Below are 17,691 nucleotides of genomic sequence, written 5' to 3'. Positions count from 1 at the left end.
TTAGGGGTGTGTCATTATCGAAATCGTCCAAACGACACCTCTGCTTTAACTGGCATGCTTTTCTATCCATGCCGTTACTGTTGGCCAAATCTCTGTAGCAGCATTGCGGCTAACCATAATGCGACTGTGCGTATAATCATCTAAATCGCCATTACTAAGCGAATACTCTCGAAAGGTATTGGACGAGTTATTAAAGCCTTCAAAAAACAAACGACAGCCACAAGTAGGGGAGATGAAGGTATCGCCTTTTGCGCTAATAGAATAAACAGGAATGGTAATCTGTGGCATATGATGACGATAGTCAATAAAGTCATCGCCAGTACTTTTCTGCTGATTAATGCTTTCGTACACTTCGTCTATATTCGTCCTGCCCTTATCAAAATTAGCCTTTTTCAAAAAACTACTTTTAAAGTTTTTACCCAAATTCCAATCGTACCACTGGGTCATCGTATAGTAGCTTTCGTTAAAAGGGCCTACCTTGAACTGCTTAGCGGGTATAAAGCCGACCAATCGCGTAACTATCTTGGCTGTAAGGATTTTCGTGTAGCTGGTCGAGTCTTGCGCCGCTCCAAAAGCTTGGCAGGCAAACATACTGATGCTATTGACCTTATCAACATAGCTTAGGTTTTGGACAAGAAACATGGTCAAGCCAACGCCACCACCACTATGAGTAACGCAGTGCAGGTTATTGAGCTTTAATTCTTCAAAGAAATAGCGAAAAGTCGCCTCATAGTCGTAAGTGGCGACGGTCTCAAAGTTGAACTTTTCTTTCGGTAGTGAGCTATCACCATGTCCACGCCATTCCATGATGTAGCAGTGATGACCAAGCCCTGCAAAGTATTCGGCGATTTTGAGGCAAGTTTGCTTGTCAGAAAACGTACCATGCGTCAAAAATATGTTTTGCGGTGTGATGTTAGGCAGGCTGTTTTCTGATGTGTTAGCTATCGTATCTTTGTCTGAATTATTAACTACTTTCCAAACGGCAATTTTCTCATCATCCTTGGTAGTTACTAGGTGCAACGTCCGTGTCATCATAAAATGATCCTATCCAAAAAATACGTAATATTTATACAAGTCGATATTTATACAAGCTGATATTTATATAAGGCAATTAAAAGCTACCATGCTCATAACTCTAATGCATAAAATCATTCAAATTATCAATACTACGTCAAAACCAGATGACTTGCTCGGACTAGATGTGAACGGTATGGCATATCGAAAACGCTAAGTGCGCTTGATAAATGGTACCGCTGTCTTTATATAGAGAATAACTTGGCAGCCAACACAGTCATTTAGCGTGTTTGTGGTTTCTCGTCTAAATGTAAAGTTGCTTTGCCACCTGTTAGCATCATTAAAAAAACCAATGACAACCATTTACAAGAGCCTCAGTCCAATTCACAGTAGCGTGGTCGGAATTGATGCTTGATTCAGGTATAATGACTGCTATAGACGGATTAAACTTTATACTCATGTCGACCAATGTCATACAATAATAAATATCAATCATTGCCAGTCTGCATGCCTTATATAAATCGTAAATATTTTAAAAATCCAAATTCACGACACAGTAGCCATAAGAGATATAGCGTTTGTGTCATAACGCATAGGAAACATTATGAGTGAGCAAAACCAAGCTGATAACCAACTAGACCAAACAGCTGGCTATGAATCAGCCCTAGATACCGAGCAAGTCGAAGCAAAAAGCAACATCACTATCACTGAGTCAGCTCAGGGCTACTTGGCAGATTTGTTGTCTAAGCAAGATACCGATGGTATCGGTGTGCGTATCTTCGTTGAGCATCCTGGTACGCCGCGCGCAGAGTGCTGCATGGCTTATAACCAGCCGGGCGAAGAAGACAGCGCTGATTTGCGTTTTACGTATGAAAACTTCTCTGCCTTTATTGAGGCGGCGTCAGTACCTTATCTAGAAGACGCGGTCATCGACTATAATAAAGATCGTTTCGGTGGTCAGCTGACTTTCCGCGCGCCAAACTCTAAAGTACCTAAAGTAGGTGCTGATGCTAGTGTCGAAGAGCGCATCAACTATGTATTGCAGTCAGAGATTAACCCTGGCTTGGCAGCGCATGGCGGTGACGTACAGTTGCTTGAGCTTATTGATGAAGAAGGCATTGGTCTAACCGCTGTATTGAAATTTGGCGGTGGTTGCCAAGGGTGTTCAGCGGTTGATATGACTCTACGCCAAGGTGTTGAAGTGCAGCTAAAACAGCAAATTCCAGAATTGACCCAAGTGGTTGATGAAACTGACCATACTCGTACAGAGAATGCTTACTACAAATAAAATAAAAAATAGTTAAAAGCAAAGTGGCTGCTATAAAGGTGGCCATCATCTCTAGTATAGATATGCCTGTTTGGTTTGCTGCTTATGAATATTTGTCATGAAGAGATGTGTATTTTGCTATTCTTTTAATAAAGAAGCTGAGTTATGATGAACTCAGCTTTTTTTATTGCTATGATTTAGCAGACAGTTTTTTAAGATGGTTTTTGAGCGATACGTCGTCAATAAATCATCTTTTATCAAAATAAAGGAATGTACTATGAGTGACGGATCAGCAGACCAGCAGACAGCCCAATCATTAGAAACCCCTCAACGTCTTGAGACCTTAGCGATTCATGCCGGCTATAGTGTAGAGCCAACGACCAAAGCAGTCGCCGTGCCTATTTATCATACCAGTTCATATGCGTTTGATAATACTCAGCATGGTGCAGATCTATTTGATTTAAAAGTCGCAGGCAACATCTATACTCGTATCATGAATCCGACCAACGCGGTGCTAGAAGAGCGTGTGGCTGCACTAGAAGGTGGTATCGGTGCGCTTGCCGTAGCCTCTGGTATGGCTGCCATTACTTATGCGATTCAGACCATTTGTGAAGCAGGCGACAATATTGTCGCTGTGTCGACCTTGTATGGTGGTACTTATAATTTATTTGCTCATGCATTGCCGCGTCAAGGTATCGAAGTGCGCTTCTTTGATCATAAAGACCCAGAAGCCATTCGTGATCTAATCGATGATAAGACCAAAATGGTGTTTGCCGAGAGTATCGGTAATCCACTAGGTAATATCGTGGATATTCAAGCGCTCAGTGATGTCGCTCACGAATATGGTGTGCCTGTCGTGATTGATAATACCGTGGCGACGCCTGCAATATGCCGTCCGTTTGAGTTCGGTGCAGATATTGTGATTCACTCATTGACCAAGTACATGAGTGGAACCGGTACTTCAATCGGTGGTGCGATTGTCGATAGTGGCAAGTTTGCTTGGGGTGATTATCCTGAGCGTTTCCCACTCTTGAACACGCCAGATCACAGCTATCACGGTGTGAACTTCGTCAAAGATGTAGGCGCGCCAGCCTTTATTGCTCGTGCCCGCGTTGCGCCATTACGTAATACTGGCGCAGCCCTCAGCCCGCTCAATGCTTTCGGTATCTTGCAAGGTATGGAGACGCTAAGTCTACGTATGGAGCGTCACGTGCAAAATGCACAAGCCGTTGCAGAATATCTGCGTGACCATGATAAAGTTGCTTGGGTTAAATATGCAGGTCTGTCTGACCATCCTGAGCACGAGCTTGCCAAAAAATACATGAAGGGCACGCCTTCTGCTATTTTGACCTTTGGTGTTAAAGGCGGGTTAGAAGCAGGTGCGCGCTTTATCGATGCGCTACAACTGATAACTCGTTTGGTAAACATCGGTGATGCAAAGTCACTAGCCTGTCATCCAGCGACGACGACCCATCGTCAGTTAAATGAGCAAGAGCTAGAAAATGCAGGCGTTAGTACAGATATGGTACGACTATCGATTGGTATTGAACATATCGAAGATATCAAAGCCGATCTCGCCCAAGCATTAGCTTCTGCTTAATATAAAGCGCTTATTAATTGAGCAAACTGTTTGAACAAGTCTGAATGATATAAAAAAAGCCCATATCGATTTGATATGGGCTTTTTGTTCTGAGTTCAACAGATGTGTTTAACAATTAAGCAGACAGTACACGCTGCGCAATATCTCGATAATCCTGCGAGGCAAGACGCGGTCCAAACTGCTGAATAACTTGTGCTGATATTTCGCTGGCAAGACGACCACATTCTGGCAGACTATACTGCTGTGATAATGCGTATAAGAAAGCACCAGCGTAGTTATCGCCTGCACCGTTGGTATCGATGACGTTGGCCACTGCTGGCGTTGCAACGTCATACACCTCAACTTCTGCCTCGTCATTAGGCTGGTGAGCGATTACCGCACCCTTGGCACCATCAGTGACGACGGCAATTTGGCAGTATTCAAGCAGGGCACGCGCCGCTGCTTTGACTTGTTTTTTATCGGTGAATAGCTTGGCTTCTTCGCTATTGCAGAATATCACTGCGACTTTATTACCGAGCATATTGAGCAAGCCATCTTTGGCAAATTTTACTACCGCAGGGTCAGCAAAGCTCACCGCGATCTTTGCATTATGAATACCGGCTTGTTGACGTAATTGAGTCATCGCTGGTTGGATGCTCTCAGACATGGCCAGATAGCCTTCGATATATAGCCAATCTGCTTGCGTCAACGCGTCAAAATCAACATTGTCAGCGGCAATCTCACTTGAGGTGCCAAGATAGGTCTGCATGGTACGCTCGCCATCTTCGGTAACGGCAACCACACATGAGCCGGTCACGCCGCCTGCATGAATAGATTTGTCTGAGGTCGCGACACCTGCTTCGTGCAAGTCTCTAAGGTAAAACGCCCCTTGATCATCATCACCGACGCGGCAAGCATAAAAAGGCTTACCGCCTAAGCTGGCAAAGGTAAACATAGTATTGGCTGCTGATCCGCCGCCTGCTTGTTTTGATGGCTCAATCTCAGCCAGTTTAAAGTAAGCCAGTAGTTGCTGCTGCTCTTCAATACCAGCCAGCGTCATATTACCTTTGGTCAGCTCGGTCTCTTCTAGTGCCGCATCTGACAGCACATACTCGTGATCAACTAACGCATTGCCTATTGCCATTACATCGTACATTGCTTATCTCTCCTCAATTCATTTATAAACGGTTGTCTTTTTATTATTAGCAGCTAGTCAGCTTGCAACTCTAGTAGACGTTGATAAAGTGCGTTTTTCTTTACACCAGTGATGTCAGAGGCCAGTGCGGCTGCCTTTTTGACCGACAAATCCTCTAGCAAACGCTGTAGCAATTTATCATGCGTACTGATGTCGTCAGTATCTTTTGCCACACCGACGCCAGCGACAACTACAACTATCTCACCGCGTTGCTGATTGTCATCTGCTTTGACAAACTCAACCAATTCGCCAAGGGTGCTCTTGTGTACCGTCTCAAACGTCTTAGTCAATTCCCGACAAAAAGTCACCGCGCGGTCTGCACCAAATATCGTTGCCATGTCTTCTAGACTAGATACGATGCGATGCGGCGCTTCGTAAAAGATTAAAGTTTCGGTACGTGCGATTAGATCGCTCAGCTGTTTTTGACGACCATGCGTTTTGGCGGGCAAAAACCCAATAAAGCTAAATCGATCAGATGGTAGCCCTGCTACTGACAATGCGCCAATGGCAGCAGAAGCCCCAACGATAGGTGATACGGTCACGCCTGCTTCATGTGCAGCTTGCACCAATTGATAGCCTGGATCGCTGACCAGAGGTGTACCCGCATCACTAATCAAGGCAACCGAATGACCTTGCTCAATCATTTCGATAATTTTGGGCGTTTGAATGGCGCTATTGTGTTCATGATAGGCCCATAGTTTATTGTGACCTTTTTGCTTTGTCGTCGTGTCAACATCTTCGACACTACTTTTGGCAGGACGAGTCTCTGAGTCTTTTGTTTCGTCAGCCTTACTTCCTTTGGTATCGATGCCAAAATGTGACAGTAGTTTACCTGAGGTGCGGGTGTCTTCGCAGGCAATAATGGCGACCTGTTTTAAGACATCAATTGCATGCGTTGTCATGTCGGACATATTGCCAATCGGCGTGGCAACGATATAGAGACAAGCTGGCATCGCAGTAGGGGTAGACATGAAAACCTCGAGTCGTTAAAAAGACGTGAAAAAATAATAGTGCGCTAGTATGTACAGTCGTTATCTATGGTTTTTCAGTCAAATAATGAATGAGGCAATCGATAGATTGTGAGAGTAGAACGCGCAGAAGTGGCTAGTTTAGCATGTTGTGCTATGATAATTCTCAAATGTTAATCAGACCAATTAACCTTATGCCTAATCATAAGCCCTTAATCTTAACCTCACCAAAACAGCGCCAAGGTAGTCGGTTTGAGCAGCAGGCGTGTGAGTATTTACAAGCGCAAGGGTTAAGGCTAGTCGCGCAAAATTGGCAACAGCCAAAAGTAGGTGAGCTGGATCTGGTCATGATTGAGACAGGTTCAGCATGGTCAACACTGGTATTTATTGAAGTTCGCCAGCGCAAGTCCTCGAATTATGGCGATGCGGCACTCAGCGTGACAGCAAGCAAACAGCGCAAAGTTATTAAGACAGCGCAGTCCTTTTTGCAGCAGCATCCTGAGTATGCTCATTATGATTGCCGGTTTGATGTCATTGCTTACAACACGATGAGTAAGTCAAATTCAAGAAATGAGCAGTTAGACCATCAACCAGAATGGATTCAAAATGCTTTTATAGCCAGTGCTTGGTAATAGAATAAGTGAGATAGATGCTGCCAAATGAAGCATCTAACCATATCTGACAAGTAAGGTTCGTTACTAAAAAGCTAACCGCTGATGGCCAAAATTAAGTAAAGTAGCGGTTATAGTCAAGTTCCTATAAATCAGATACAGTATTATCTTACCGCTACGTTTAGCTCGTCACTACTTATAAAATTGTCACAACCATGTTCTAAGAGGTAAATAATGACACGGATGCATTTGCGCACTGCTATTTTTGGTTCATCACGCCGTATTACGACTGGCATTATGATTGCTGCCTGCGTTGTCAGTACAGGTTGTGCCACCAACTATCTGACCAACAGTACAGAAGGGACTTATGGTGTGCCAATGACTGAGCGCACGATTCCGCAGCGTCTGCTCGATCGTAGTATTGAACATACTGCCAAAATAAATGTATACGGGCTAAAAGAAGACTTGCAGCAAACCAGCCGTATGGGTATTGATAGTTTCAATAGCGAAGTGCTGCTAACAGGTGAAGTGCCAACTGAAACGCTTAAAGCAGAAGTAGAAAAAGTCGTTAGCTCTATGCCAGATGTACGCCGTGTCTACAATGAGATGGAAGTCAGTGCGTCAAAAGGGTATAGCTCAACGGTTCATGATGGTTATATCACTTCAAAGCTACTGGCCAAAATAGCCGCCAGCGATGGCGTAAGTGCATCACAAATCAAAGCCGTTACCAATAATGGTGTGGTCTACATTATGGGTCGTATGACACCTACTCAGCAGAGTCATTTGATTGATATCGCCAATGGTACTGTGGGGGTCACTGAGTTGGTATTGCTGACAACTGTCGTTGACGATAGAGGGGTGAAAATAAATAATGATGACATCATGTATGAGAATAATTTGGCCAATCCTGCAGCAGCGCCAGCTGCCCAAGACACTACTATCAGCACGGCAACGCCTATTGTCATAACGGAAGAAGAGGCCAATACTACGCAGCCGTCATCAAGCCCTTATATTGACCTTTATCAGAACCAGTAGGCACTCTAGTTCGCCAAGCGATAAATGACGTTAATCACAATAAGCCTAAATAGTGATAACAGTAAAGGCACGAGAAATCTTCAGCCAGTGAGTACTATATCAATAGCAAAAGGTAGCAGAGTCAGCGTGTTGGTCAATGATACGAATATCAAACACCTCATTGGCTAATGGATGAACCATTATCGCTGTGAGTCTGTTACTACTGATTGATAAATAAATATAATAGGATACTGGTCATGAAGGATTCACAGGCAAATATACAACCAAATGAAGAAACAAGCGTCATTGGTAATATAGGCATACATAATAAACCTGCTCATAAGAAAACGCGAACATTGAGATTTGGTGGTGCGGCAATATTGGCATTGGGCAGTATCGCGTTAGCCACGCAAAACGCACAGGCACTATCACCGTTAGCTATCGTCAATGGGATTACTTTCAGTGGTGGCGTTGGGGTGAGTAAGGATATCTTATATGGTGATCAGCCTTCACAAGACCTAGATATCTATTATCCAAAACCGCTAGCACAAGCTATGAAATCTCAAAGTGCTATTAATACTAGCTATCCTATGGTGGTATTTGTCCATGGTGGTTCATGGGAGAGCGGTAATAAAGAACAATATGCCTTTGTCGGTCAGAGCTTAGCCAAAGCAGGGTATGTCACCGCAGTGATTAATTACCGTAAAGCGCCTGAGCACGTCTATCCTGATTATGTCAAAGATGCAGCTCAGGCAATTGCTTGGAGTATTGAAAATGCGACCAGTCTCCATGCAGATCCGTCACGCCTAGCAGTGATGGGTCATTCTGCTGGCGCGTTTAATGCAGTAGCAGCCGTTGCCAACGAAGACTTTTTGGCGCCTTATGGTATTAAGCCAACAGATATTGCAGCCGTTATCGGAATTGCGGGTCCTTATAGCTATGATTTCCGCAAGTTCAGTAGTGCAACAGCGTTTGGCCCCGATGCCACACCTGATGAGGTGATGCCAGATCGTCAGATTAAAGGTGCGCAGCCGCCGTATCTATTATTAACGGCGGAAAAAGACAAAATTGTACATGTGACGAATACAATCAAAATGACAGAAGCGTTTAAAGAAGCAGGCGTAACCGTTGAAACGGGCGAAATCGAAGGGGCCAGTCACGCAACCAGTATTGGTGCGATGGCACCGCCGCTACGCTGGGTCAATGATGTGCGTGCGCAAGTGTTGACGTACTTGGATAAAACGCTCAAATAGCTTATTACTATGCATATCGATGACTTTTGACTGTTTAATTGATAGCACTGTCTTAATGCTTAAACACACTTGAGTAAGACAGTACTGTAAGATATGCAAACTCTTGTTATAATGTCATCACTTTAAATCTATACCCTATTCTAAACTTTAAGGCAGACCATTCTATGAGCATGAACGCTGACGATTTGATCGCATTTTTACAGACTCACTTCCCAGACGCTTTTATTCAAGCTGCCAACCAAGGTAATAAGTTTGACGTACGCGTGGTCGATGCCAGCTTTGAAGGCAAACGCGCGGTTCAGCGTCAGCAAGCAGTATATGCGTTAGTCAATGATAAGATTGCGAGTGGCGATATTCACGCACTCAATATCCAAGCGCTGACGCCTGCTGAGTGGGACGTTCAATCAAAAGGCTAATCAAATAGCTGTCTATATGACTAGATATTACCGAATCGGCCATATGCATGGTTGAGAGTTATAGTTCTGGTTTTCACAATTTTTTATACTCATCGCTAGGTTGTCACCTTTATGGATCAATTTTTAATCACTGGTAGTAGTCGTATCGCAGGGGAAGTCACCATCTCAGGCGCCAAAAATGCCGCTTTGCCGTTACTCGCAGCTATGATATTGGCTGAGACTCCAACGACACTGCATAACGTGCCGTCACTACAAGACGTGCGAACGTTGATTGAATTGATCGGTGGCATGGGTATCAAAATCCAAAAGCAAGATGATACGGTCACTTGCGATACCAAAAGTATCGATAACTTTTATGCCCCGTATGATTTGGTAAAAACCATGCGCGCGTCAATCTTGGTGCTAGGGCCGTTACTGGCACGTTTTGGCGAAGCTGAAGTCTCATTGCCAGGTGGTTGTGCGATTGGTTCACGCCCTGTTGACCAGCATCTAAAAGCGTTTGAAGCGATGGGTGCCGAAATCAGTGTAGAGAATGGCTATGTAAAAGCCCAAGCGCCAAAAGGTGGCAAGCTATTAGGCTGTAATTTCTCATTTGATATGATTACCGTTGGCGGTACTGAAAACGTCATCATGGCAGCAGCATTGGCTAAAGGCACAACTGTCTTAGGCAACTGTGCGTTAGAGCCAGAAGTGGTAGATTTGGCCAATATGTTGGTTGCAATGGGTGCCAAAATAAGCGGTATCGGTACATCAACGATGACCATCGAAGGGGTAGAGCGTCTACACGGCTGTGAGTACTCAGTAGTCCCTGACCGTATCGAAACAGGCTCATACCTTGCTGGTGCCTTGATGACACGTGGCGATGTATTGACCAAAAAAACATCTGCTCTATTATTGACGCCAGTGCTAGAGAAGTTCGAAGACATGGGTGCAACTATCACGAGCGGTGATGACTGGATTCGTGCGCAAATGAAAGGCCGTCCGAAGGCAGTTGATATCCGTACTCAGCCACATCCTGGTTTCCCAACGGATATGCAAGCTCAGCTAATGGCGATTGCTTGCTTAGCGGACGGTACGAGTACTTTTATCGAAAACATCTTCGAAAACCGCTATATGCATGTACCAGAGCTCAATCGTTTGGGCGCGTCTATTCAGGTTGATGGTCACACTGCCGTAGTACGAGGTGTCGAAAACTTTACCGCAGCACCAGTAATGGCGACAGATTTACGCGCGTCTATGTCATTAGTAATGGCAGCGGCGACTGCTGAAGGCGAGAGCTTAATCGATCGTATTTACCACATTGACCGTGGTTATGAGCATGTTGAAGACAAGCTGCGTAGCTTAGGCGTGAACATCGAGCGTATTAATACCAACGCTTAATATTGATTAACTCAATATCGACTGTTACCCATATTACGTTATAAATTAAAAACTCCCCTTTCAATAGGGGACTGCACATGGACACGATGTCATTATGACTGAGACAAGCAAATCTTTACCAGCCAGCGGTTTATTAAATGAAGTAAACGATGAGTTTTCAGGTCTAACCTTGGCTTTATCAAAAGGCCGCATTCTAGAAGAGACCATGCCATTGCTACGTGCAGCTGGCGTTGACTTACTAGAAGATCCTGAAGCGTCGCGTAAACTTATTTTTCCAACCTCAAATCCAAATGTGCGTGTATTGATTTTGCGTGCCAGCGACGTGCCGACCTATGTCGAACATGGCGCTGCTGACTTTGGGGTGGCGGGTAAAGATGTGCTGCTTGAGCATGGTGCCAATCATGTTTATGAATTACTCGATTTGCAGATTGCTCAGTGCAAACTGATGACTGCGGGTGTGAAAGATGCACCGCTACCAAATCGTCGTCTGCGTATTGCGACCAAATATGTCAATGTCGCTCGTGCTTATTTTGCAAGCCAAGGTCAGCAGGTTGATGTCATCAAACTTTACGGTTCGATGGAGCTTGCGCCGTTGGTTGGCTTGGGCGATCTGATTGTCGATGTGGTCGATACAGGCAATACATTGCGTGCCAATGGACTTGAGGCACGCGATCATATTTGCGATGTTTCCTCACGTTTGATTGTCAATCAAGTTAGCTATAAGCGCAAATTTGCACTACTAGAACCAATCTTAGATAGCTTTAAAAATAGTATCGCCAATGGCTAACTATCCAGTGCAAGTCATTGGTAATATAAAGCATGGTTATACAAATTTTTAAACCAGTTTAGCAGGCTATGAGTGACGTAGCGTGCTAAACTGGTTTTGTTGTCTTAGCTTGCGAAAACATAAAATCACCGTAAAATTCAGACAAGAAGACATCGAATAAGTCACAATATTTTGAAAGATAAACCTACTTTACTCAGTTCCAAACCGTTCATTTTTAGCACTACTTTACGCTCAGATATAGGATTAGGTCATGCGCCAGTTAAGTACCCAAGATGCCGATTTTGATAGTCAATTGACACAGTTGCTTGCCTTTGAAACAGTCAATGATGCTGAACTACTACATACCGTCGACGATATCATCGCCCAAGTACGTGCTGATGGTGATAGCGTCGTATTGGCATTGACTCAGCAGTTTGACCAGCATCCAGCAACGTCGATGCAAGAGTTAGAGTTGTCTAAAGAAGCGCTTGCTGAAGCGTTTGCCAATCTTGATGAAAAAGTAAAGACAGCGCTGACCACAGCCGCAACTCGGGTACAGACATTCCATGAGCGCCAAGTACAAGAAACATGGCAGTATGAAGACGAGCTAGGCAACCGATTGGGTCAAAAAGTTACACCACTTGATCGCGTTGGGATTTATGTACCAGGCGGTCTGGCCTCTTATCCTTCTTCGGTGTTGATGAATGCTATTCCTGCTAAGGTGGCTGGCGTCACTGAAGTTATCATGGTCGTACCAGCGCCTAAAGGCGTGCTCAATTCGTTAGTATTGGCAGCGGCTCATCTGGCCCAAGTCGATCGCGTCTTCACTATTGGTGGTGCTCAAGCAGTAGCAGCTTTAGCTTACGGCACTGAGACGATTCCAGCCGTGGACAAAATCACAGGACCAGGTAACAAATATGTCGCAGCTGCCAAGCGTGCGGTATTTGGTCAAGTTGGTATCGATATGATTGCTGGACCTTCAGAAGTATTGGTATATGCAGAAGGCGAAGCACAAGATAGAGCGGACTGGCTAGCGATGGATCTATTGTCTCAAGCTGAGCATGATCGTATTGCACAAGCTATCTTTGTGACGACTAGCGAAGAGCAGCTCAACGAAGTAGCGCTAGAAATAGAAAAAGCATTGGCTGAACTGCCAAAAGCAGATATCGCGCGTGACTCATTGCAGAACCGCGGCGCACTGATTTTGGTAAAAGATCGTAGCGAAGGTATGGCACTTATCAATCGTATCGCTCCTGAGCATTTAGAGTTATCCGTTGATAATCCTGATGCACTGTTGAATGATATTCGTCATGCCGGCGCTATTTTTATGGGTCGTCATACGCCCGAAGCTATTGGGGATTACTGTGCAGGGCCAAATCATGTACTGCCAACATCAGGCACAGCGCGCTTTTCTTCTCCGTTAGGTGTGTACGATTTTCAAAAGAAATCATCTATCATTTATTGCAGTGAATCTGGCAGCAAGCCTCTGGCTGAGACAGCTGATATTTTAGCGCAGCGTGAGGACTTAGAAGCCCATGCGCGTTCAGCTCGTTATCGTTATCAGTAATTGATTTTGAATTTTTAGCTTTTACTTTTGATATTTATTTTTAATAGTCTTTGTGGCTAATAGTAGGATAATTTATGAGTGAGTCAAAGATAGACACCAGACTATGGTCGTCTAAAGCGCGCAACTTGTCACCTTATGTTCCAGGTGAGCAGCCGCAACACGACAATCTATGCAAACTAAATACCAATGAAAACCCATTTCCACCCTCGCCAAAAGTAGGGGAGGCTATTGCCAAGGTTTTGGAGCAGCAAGCTGATGAACTACGTTTGTATCCTGCTCCTGAATCTAATGACCTACGTGCTGCATTAGCACAGTCATACAACCTTGATATCAATCAAGTATTTGTCGGTAATGGTTCGGACGAAGTCTTGGCGTTAGTATTTGCGAGCTTCTTTTTAAAAGAGCGTCCGCTACTATCACCTGATATTGGTTATAGTTTCTATCCTGTATATGCACAGACGTTCGGTGTAGAGCTTGTACAGATTCCTTTAGAGGAAGACTTTAGCATTGATCCTGATGCTTATCGTCAGCCTTGTAGCGGTATCATCATCGCTAATCCTAATGCACCAACAGGCTTACTGCTGTCGCTTGCTGATATCCGTAAACTGGCGAGTGAGCATTCTAATGCAGTCATTGTAATTGACGAAGCGTATATCGATTTTGCTCAGATAGACGAGAGCAATGCAGATGCTCCAGTCTCAGCGGTGAGCTTAATCAATGAATGTGATAACGTTATCGTGACCCAAACCTTTTCAAAATCACGCTCGCTTGCTGGATTGCGGGTTGGTATGGCCTTTGGCAATGCATCATTGATTGAAGCACTAACACGTATGAAAAATAGCTTTAACAGCTATCCATTGGATAAGTTGGCTCAAGCTGGTGCGACTGCGAGTGTGTTAGACACTGAGTACTTTGAGCAGACCCGTCAGCAAGTCATTGATTTACGTACGTCGCTAACAGCAGAATTGACGACATTGGGCTATAAGGTCCTACCGTCACATGCCAACTTCGTATTCGCTCGTCCAAAAGATGGCGATGCTAGCTTTGTCGCGAGTGCGTTACGCGAGCAAGGTATTATCGTTCGCCATTTTGATAAGCCGCGTATTGCAGAGTACTTGCGTATTACTATCGGTACAGCAGAGCAGAATAACCGTTTGATTGATGCGCTAAAAGCCTTGCAGGTCGATGCTAGCGTTGCTGCTGAATAATATTAGATTGATAGCTTAATATAGAATATTGATAGGTTAGTCCCTTTACTCATCACGTAAAGCTCTATCGATAAGTCTTAAAAATAAAGCCTGCTAACGTAACGTTGGCAGGCTTTTTAAATTTTAAATTAGCAATAATATTTGAGTTCGCTATCTTAGGTTTTTTGAGCAAGTACTGATAATAAATTACCTACTTTATCTAAGCATTCTTGGTATTCAGCATCACAATCGGACGCGACCGTAATACCGCCACCTGCCCACAGGTTAACGTGTCTTTCTTTATTACAGTCATCATTTGACAAAGCGTTGGCTTGCAAAGTGCGAATGAGCACATTCCATTGACCACTACCATCAAAGTTCATATAACCCATAGTACCACAGTACGCACCGCGCGGCGTAGACTCCAACTCAGCGATGATTTCGACAGCGCGTTTTTTTGGTGTGCCAGTGATAGAGCCAGCAGGCAGACTACCAAACAATACAGCCAACGGATGAGTATCAGTTTTTAGCTCAGCGGTAATAGTACTGACCATATGATGCACGTTACTAAAGCTCTCAATTGCAAATAATTGCGGTACTTTCACACTGCCAATTTTGGCGTATTTGCCCAAATCATTACGCAGTAAATCTACAATCATGACATTTTCGGCACGGTCTTTTTCGCTATTGACCAGTTGCTGTTTATACAGATCATCTTGCTCGTTAGTAACACCTCGTGGCATGGTTCCCTTAATAGGCTTGGTGCGAATAGAGTGTTTGCCAGTGTCGATTTCTCTAGTGAATGTAAAAAATAACTCAGGTGAGCAGCTTAATAGCTCAAAATGATTGCCGTCTGCGTTAAAGCTATTGCTTCTATTTAGGTAATCACCATCATTGCCCTTAACGCTCACATATCCTGCAAAAGGCGCTTTTGTATTGCGATATAGCGCAGGCAAATAGTCAATAAGTGAAAAGGCTGATTGAACATCGTTATTTTTACACGCTAAACTGCCAGACCATTTCTGTGTCAGGTTTATCTGATAGCAGTCGCCTTGCTGTAGATAGTCTTGTGTGCGATTAAATGCTTGTTGATAATCAAGCTTGCTCCATCGCGGACTTAAAACTAGGGAAGTGATACTTGATGAATCTTCGAACTGTGATTGATTGAGATAGTTATCAGACAGTTTTTGATCCAGTTCGTCGAGGTAAGAGGTAAGAGTCGTTACAAGATTATCGTTTGTCTTATGACCAATATTCTCATAAGTGTCATCGTTAGTTAGATGATTCCTTAATTCCCAGCCTGTATCAGTATGTGCCGTAGGTGTTAGATAAATATCATAATGTCCTAATGAAGCAGACGGCTGCATCGCTAATTCAATTCTATCGGCAGGACTTAGTTCGAGAGCTGCAATATCATAACCAATAAAACCGATAAGCCCATGATGATAACTGGGTTTCGAGCTTTCTTCGCTATTGATATATGACGTGTCGTGATTGGCTTTTTGAGTATTGCTATAAGCGATTAGTTCCTCTTGCCATTCTAGATAGCTCATATAAGCTGTCGTGCTAGCATAACTATTGTTATCGCTATTTACTTCAGTATCGCGACGCACGCCATTGCCACGGCAACTTTTAATCACCTTATAAATATTGGGTAAGTCACTAGATGTTTGCTCATCATTGGGATATACAGACCAGCTGACTTTTGGGAGTAAGCCGATTACTGGTCGACCATCGTTATTAAGCCAAACAAGTTGCCAGTTTGCTTTAATATCTTGAGCGAGCAAGTGACGCTGTAGCTGCGGCATCAGTTCTGCAGCAGACAAATCACCAAAACGCCAGCTAGGTTTGCTAGCTGGCGATGGCGCAGAATCTGTCTGCTCAGTTGTATTGTGATTTGATACAAGCATGGGTTAAGCGTCAAACTTTTTGATAATCAGCGTAGCGTTAGTACCACCAAAGCCAAAGCTATTACTCATCAAGGTTTCAAGATTTGCTTCACGCATTTCAGTGACGATATCGAAACCTTCAGCAGCAGGATCTAGGTTGTCAACATTGATACTCGGAGCGATAAAGCCGTCCTGTAGCATTAGCAGACAATAAATTAGCTCTTGTGCACCAACAGCGCCCAAGCTATGACCTGTCATTGATTTGGTTGAGCTGATAGCAGGTACCTTACTGACGTCATTATCAAATACTTTAGCAATCGCTTTAAGCTCAGTAATATCGCCTAGCGGTGTACTAGTACCATGACTATTGATGTAATCCACACTTTCTAGACCCGCTTCGGCCAAGGCTTGTTGCATACAGCGAACAGCACCTTCACCACTTGGCGCAACCATTTCTGCACCATCAGAGCTAGCACCATAGCCAACGATTTCAGCCAAAATATTGGCACCGCGTGCTTGAGCATGCTCCAGACTCTCTACAACCACCATCGCACCACCAGCAGCAATCACAAAACCGTCACGGTCTTTGTCATAGGCTCTTGAAGCAAGTTTTGGTGTGTCATTATACTGAGTACTGACTGCACCCATGGCATCAAACATACAAGACTGTGTCCAGTGTTCAGCTTCACTACCACCAGCCAATATCACATCGGCTTTACCCAATTGGATAAGCTCAGCAGCATGACCGATACAGTGCGTTGAAGTCGCGCAAGCAGAGGCGAGCGAGTAGGAGACGCCTTGGATTTTTAGACCGGTTGCTAAAGCGGCTGATACCGAGCTGCCCATTGTCTTTGGTACTGCCATTGCGCCGACACCGCGTAGACCTTTTTCGCGCATAGCATCGATAGCATTGACGATATTTTCTGTTGATGCACCGCCCGAGCTTGCCACTACACCCACTCGTGGGTTGTTATTGATAGTATCAAGCGATAGTCCTGAGTGCTCAATCGCATTTAGCGCACTGACGTAAGCATAGAGACTGGCGTCACTAAAGAACCTTTTCAGCTTACGGTCGATACCACTGGTATCAAGTTCTGATTGATTGATGCTACCGCTCACGTGTGATTTAAACTCGTGCTCAGCATAAGAATCGTTAAATGTGATGCCAGACTGACCTTCTTTGAGGGCAGTGGTGACAGTATCTAAATCATGTCCAATACAAGAGACAATCCCTGCTCCAGTAATAACGACGCGGCGCATATGCTATTCCTTATAAGTAACGACTTGCTAGCAGTTGGTTGCAATAATCGTGGTAAATCTATATATGATGTTTAACTATGAGTTAATTCGAGCATTATAATGAAAAAATAGTCTATGTAGATAACGATAGCATGAATTTAGGTAACGAAATTCTGTTAACGGTCTATCAGAGGCAATATAAATTCAGTGTACAATTATGCTCTCAGTTATGGCACATGATAACGTATCAAGCACTGAAAATCTTTGGACAAGTGTAAAATAACGACAAAATAACACTTATGACTGAGTTTTGAGTAAAGAGATGAGACGTAAGCCTAGCTACTGG

At 44.1% G+C, this 17,691-nt stretch carries 15 protein-coding genes; 10 read left to right on the top strand and 5 right to left on the bottom strand.

Going from position 1 to position 17,691, the window contains the following annotated elements:
* Window positions 1-45: 45 nt before the first annotated feature.
* Window positions 46-1,035: an alpha/beta fold hydrolase gene (locus SJY28_RS02015; protein ID WP_379543254.1), complete on the bottom strand. Its 990-nt coding sequence runs from the start codon at window positions 1,033-1,035 to the stop codon at window positions 46-48.
* 583 nt (window positions 1,036-1,618) lie between these two features.
* Between SJY28_RS02015 and nfuA the strand changes: the two genes are divergently transcribed.
* Together nfuA and SJY28_RS02005 are read left to right on the top strand one after the other, a co-directional pair.
* The gene (gene nfuA / locus SJY28_RS02010; RefSeq protein ID WP_057761762.1) at window positions 1,619-2,302 is read left to right on the top strand and encodes a Fe-S biogenesis protein NfuA; all 684 of its coding nucleotides are present in this window, start codon (window positions 1,619-1,621) and stop codon (window positions 2,300-2,302) included.
* 256 nt (window positions 2,303-2,558) lie between these two features.
* Window positions 2,559-3,881 carry an O-acetylhomoserine aminocarboxypropyltransferase/cysteine synthase family protein gene (locus SJY28_RS02005; RefSeq protein WP_379543253.1) on the top strand — a complete coding sequence of 441 codons (1,323 nt, stop codon included), beginning with the start codon at window positions 2,559-2,561 and terminating at the stop codon, window positions 3,879-3,881.
* Between the two features lie 115 nt (window positions 3,882-3,996).
* Here the strand turns inward: SJY28_RS02005 and SJY28_RS02000 are convergent, their stop codons facing one another.
* Both SJY28_RS02000 and rsmI read right to left on the bottom strand, forming a co-directional pair.
* On the bottom strand, window positions 3,997-5,016 hold the full coding sequence (locus tag SJY28_RS02000) for an adenosine kinase (protein WP_379543252.1): 1,020 nt from the start codon (window positions 5,014-5,016) through the stop codon (window positions 3,997-3,999).
* 53 nt (window positions 5,017-5,069) lie between these two features.
* Complete coding sequence (gene rsmI, locus SJY28_RS01995) at window positions 5,070-6,026, bottom strand: 16S rRNA (cytidine(1402)-2'-O)-methyltransferase (protein ID WP_379543250.1); 957 nt, start codon at window positions 6,024-6,026, stop codon at window positions 5,070-5,072.
* A gap of 143 nt (window positions 6,027-6,169) precedes the next feature.
* On the opposite strand from rsmI, the gene SJY28_RS01990 reads away from it, so the two are divergent.
* The 8 genes from SJY28_RS01990 to hisC all read left to right on the top strand — a co-directional run bounded on the left by SJY28_RS01990 (window position 6,170) and on the right by hisC (window position 14,238).
* The gene (locus SJY28_RS01990; RefSeq protein WP_379543249.1) at window positions 6,170-6,655 is read left to right on the top strand and encodes a YraN family protein; all 486 of its coding nucleotides are present in this window, start codon (window positions 6,170-6,172) and stop codon (window positions 6,653-6,655) included.
* 213 nt (window positions 6,656-6,868) lie between these two features.
* The gene (locus SJY28_RS01985; RefSeq protein WP_341610590.1) at window positions 6,869-7,669 is read left to right on the top strand and encodes a BON domain-containing protein; all 801 of its coding nucleotides are present in this window, start codon (window positions 6,869-6,871) and stop codon (window positions 7,667-7,669) included.
* A 236-nt stretch (window positions 7,670-7,905) separates the two neighbouring features.
* The gene (locus tag SJY28_RS01980; RefSeq protein ID WP_379543248.1) at window positions 7,906-8,901 is read left to right on the top strand and encodes an alpha/beta hydrolase; all 996 of its coding nucleotides are present in this window, start codon (window positions 7,906-7,908) and stop codon (window positions 8,899-8,901) included.
* Between the two features lie 164 nt (window positions 8,902-9,065).
* Complete coding sequence (locus tag SJY28_RS01975; RefSeq protein WP_102091608.1) at window positions 9,066-9,317, top strand: BolA family protein; 252 nt, start codon at window positions 9,066-9,068, stop codon at window positions 9,315-9,317.
* Window positions 9,318-9,428: 111 nt separating this feature from the next.
* The gene (gene murA / locus SJY28_RS01970) at window positions 9,429-10,697 is read left to right on the top strand and encodes a UDP-N-acetylglucosamine 1-carboxyvinyltransferase (protein WP_114701832.1); all 1,269 of its coding nucleotides are present in this window, start codon (window positions 9,429-9,431) and stop codon (window positions 10,695-10,697) included.
* Window positions 10,698-10,791: 94 nt separating this feature from the next.
* Window positions 10,792-11,484: an ATP phosphoribosyltransferase gene (hisG, locus tag SJY28_RS01965; protein ID WP_057761746.1), complete on the top strand. Its 693-nt coding sequence runs from the start codon at window positions 10,792-10,794 to the stop codon at window positions 11,482-11,484.
* A gap of 250 nt (window positions 11,485-11,734) precedes the next feature.
* Complete coding sequence (gene hisD / locus SJY28_RS01960; RefSeq protein ID WP_379543247.1) at window positions 11,735-13,030, top strand: histidinol dehydrogenase; 1,296 nt, start codon at window positions 11,735-11,737, stop codon at window positions 13,028-13,030.
* Between the two features lie 74 nt (window positions 13,031-13,104).
* Window positions 13,105-14,238 (top strand): histidinol-phosphate transaminase, encoded by a 1,134-nt coding sequence (gene hisC / locus SJY28_RS01955; RefSeq protein WP_379543246.1) that lies wholly within the window; start codon window positions 13,105-13,107, stop codon window positions 14,236-14,238.
* A 155-nt stretch (window positions 14,239-14,393) separates the two neighbouring features.
* Here hisC and SJY28_RS01950 read toward each other — a convergent pair whose 3' ends face one another.
* Both SJY28_RS01950 and SJY28_RS01945 read right to left on the bottom strand, forming a co-directional pair.
* On the bottom strand, window positions 14,394-16,127 hold the full coding sequence (locus tag SJY28_RS01950) for an anthranilate synthase component I family protein (RefSeq protein ID WP_379543245.1): 1,734 nt from the start codon (window positions 16,125-16,127) through the stop codon (window positions 14,394-14,396).
* 3 nt (window positions 16,128-16,130) lie between these two features.
* On the bottom strand, window positions 16,131-17,366 hold the full coding sequence (locus SJY28_RS01945) for a beta-ketoacyl-ACP synthase II (protein ID WP_102091614.1): 1,236 nt from the start codon (window positions 17,364-17,366) through the stop codon (window positions 16,131-16,133).
* Window positions 17,367-17,691 lie beyond the last annotated feature (325 nt).

Origin of the sequence: Psychrobacter sp. R86515, assembly GCF_042466315.1 — a bacterium.
Classification (GTDB): domain Bacteria; phylum Pseudomonadota; class Gammaproteobacteria; order Pseudomonadales; family Moraxellaceae; genus Psychrobacter.
This window is presented reverse-complemented; position numbering and strand designations above follow the sequence as displayed.

Excerpts from the sequence above, each read along its gene's own strand:
- SJY28_RS02015 (WP_379543254.1), bottom strand. The coding sequence starts at position 1,035 with ATGATGACACGGACGTTGCACCTAGTAACTACCAAGGATGATGAGAAA.
- nfuA (WP_057761762.1), top strand. The coding sequence starts at position 1,619 with ATGAGTGAGCAAAACCAAGCTGATAACCAACTAGACCAAACAGCTGGC.
- SJY28_RS02005 (WP_379543253.1), top strand. The coding sequence starts at position 2,559 with ATGAGTGACGGATCAGCAGACCAGCAGACAGCCCAATCATTAGAAACC.
- SJY28_RS02000 (WP_379543252.1), bottom strand. The coding sequence starts at position 5,016 with ATGTACGATGTAATGGCAATAGGCAATGCGTTAGTTGATCACGAGTAT.
- rsmI (WP_379543250.1), bottom strand. The coding sequence starts at position 6,026 with ATGTCTACCCCTACTGCGATGCCAGCTTGTCTCTATATCGTTGCCACG.
- SJY28_RS01990 (WP_379543249.1), top strand. The coding sequence starts at position 6,170 with ATGTTGTGCTATGATAATTCTCAAATGTTAATCAGACCAATTAACCTT.
- SJY28_RS01985 (WP_341610590.1), top strand. The coding sequence starts at position 6,869 with ATGACACGGATGCATTTGCGCACTGCTATTTTTGGTTCATCACGCCGT.
- SJY28_RS01980 (WP_379543248.1), top strand. The coding sequence starts at position 7,906 with ATGAAGGATTCACAGGCAAATATACAACCAAATGAAGAAACAAGCGTC.
- SJY28_RS01975 (WP_102091608.1), top strand. The coding sequence starts at position 9,066 with ATGAGCATGAACGCTGACGATTTGATCGCATTTTTACAGACTCACTTC.
- murA (WP_114701832.1), top strand. The coding sequence starts at position 9,429 with ATGGATCAATTTTTAATCACTGGTAGTAGTCGTATCGCAGGGGAAGTC.
- hisG (WP_057761746.1), top strand. The coding sequence starts at position 10,792 with ATGACTGAGACAAGCAAATCTTTACCAGCCAGCGGTTTATTAAATGAA.
- hisD (WP_379543247.1), top strand. The coding sequence starts at position 11,735 with ATGCGCCAGTTAAGTACCCAAGATGCCGATTTTGATAGTCAATTGACA.
- hisC (WP_379543246.1), top strand. The coding sequence starts at position 13,105 with ATGAGTGAGTCAAAGATAGACACCAGACTATGGTCGTCTAAAGCGCGC.
- SJY28_RS01950 (WP_379543245.1), bottom strand. The coding sequence starts at position 16,127 with ATGCTTGTATCAAATCACAATACAACTGAGCAGACAGATTCTGCGCCA.
- SJY28_RS01945 (WP_102091614.1), bottom strand. The coding sequence starts at position 17,366 with ATGCGCCGCGTCGTTATTACTGGAGCAGGGATTGTCTCTTGTATTGGA.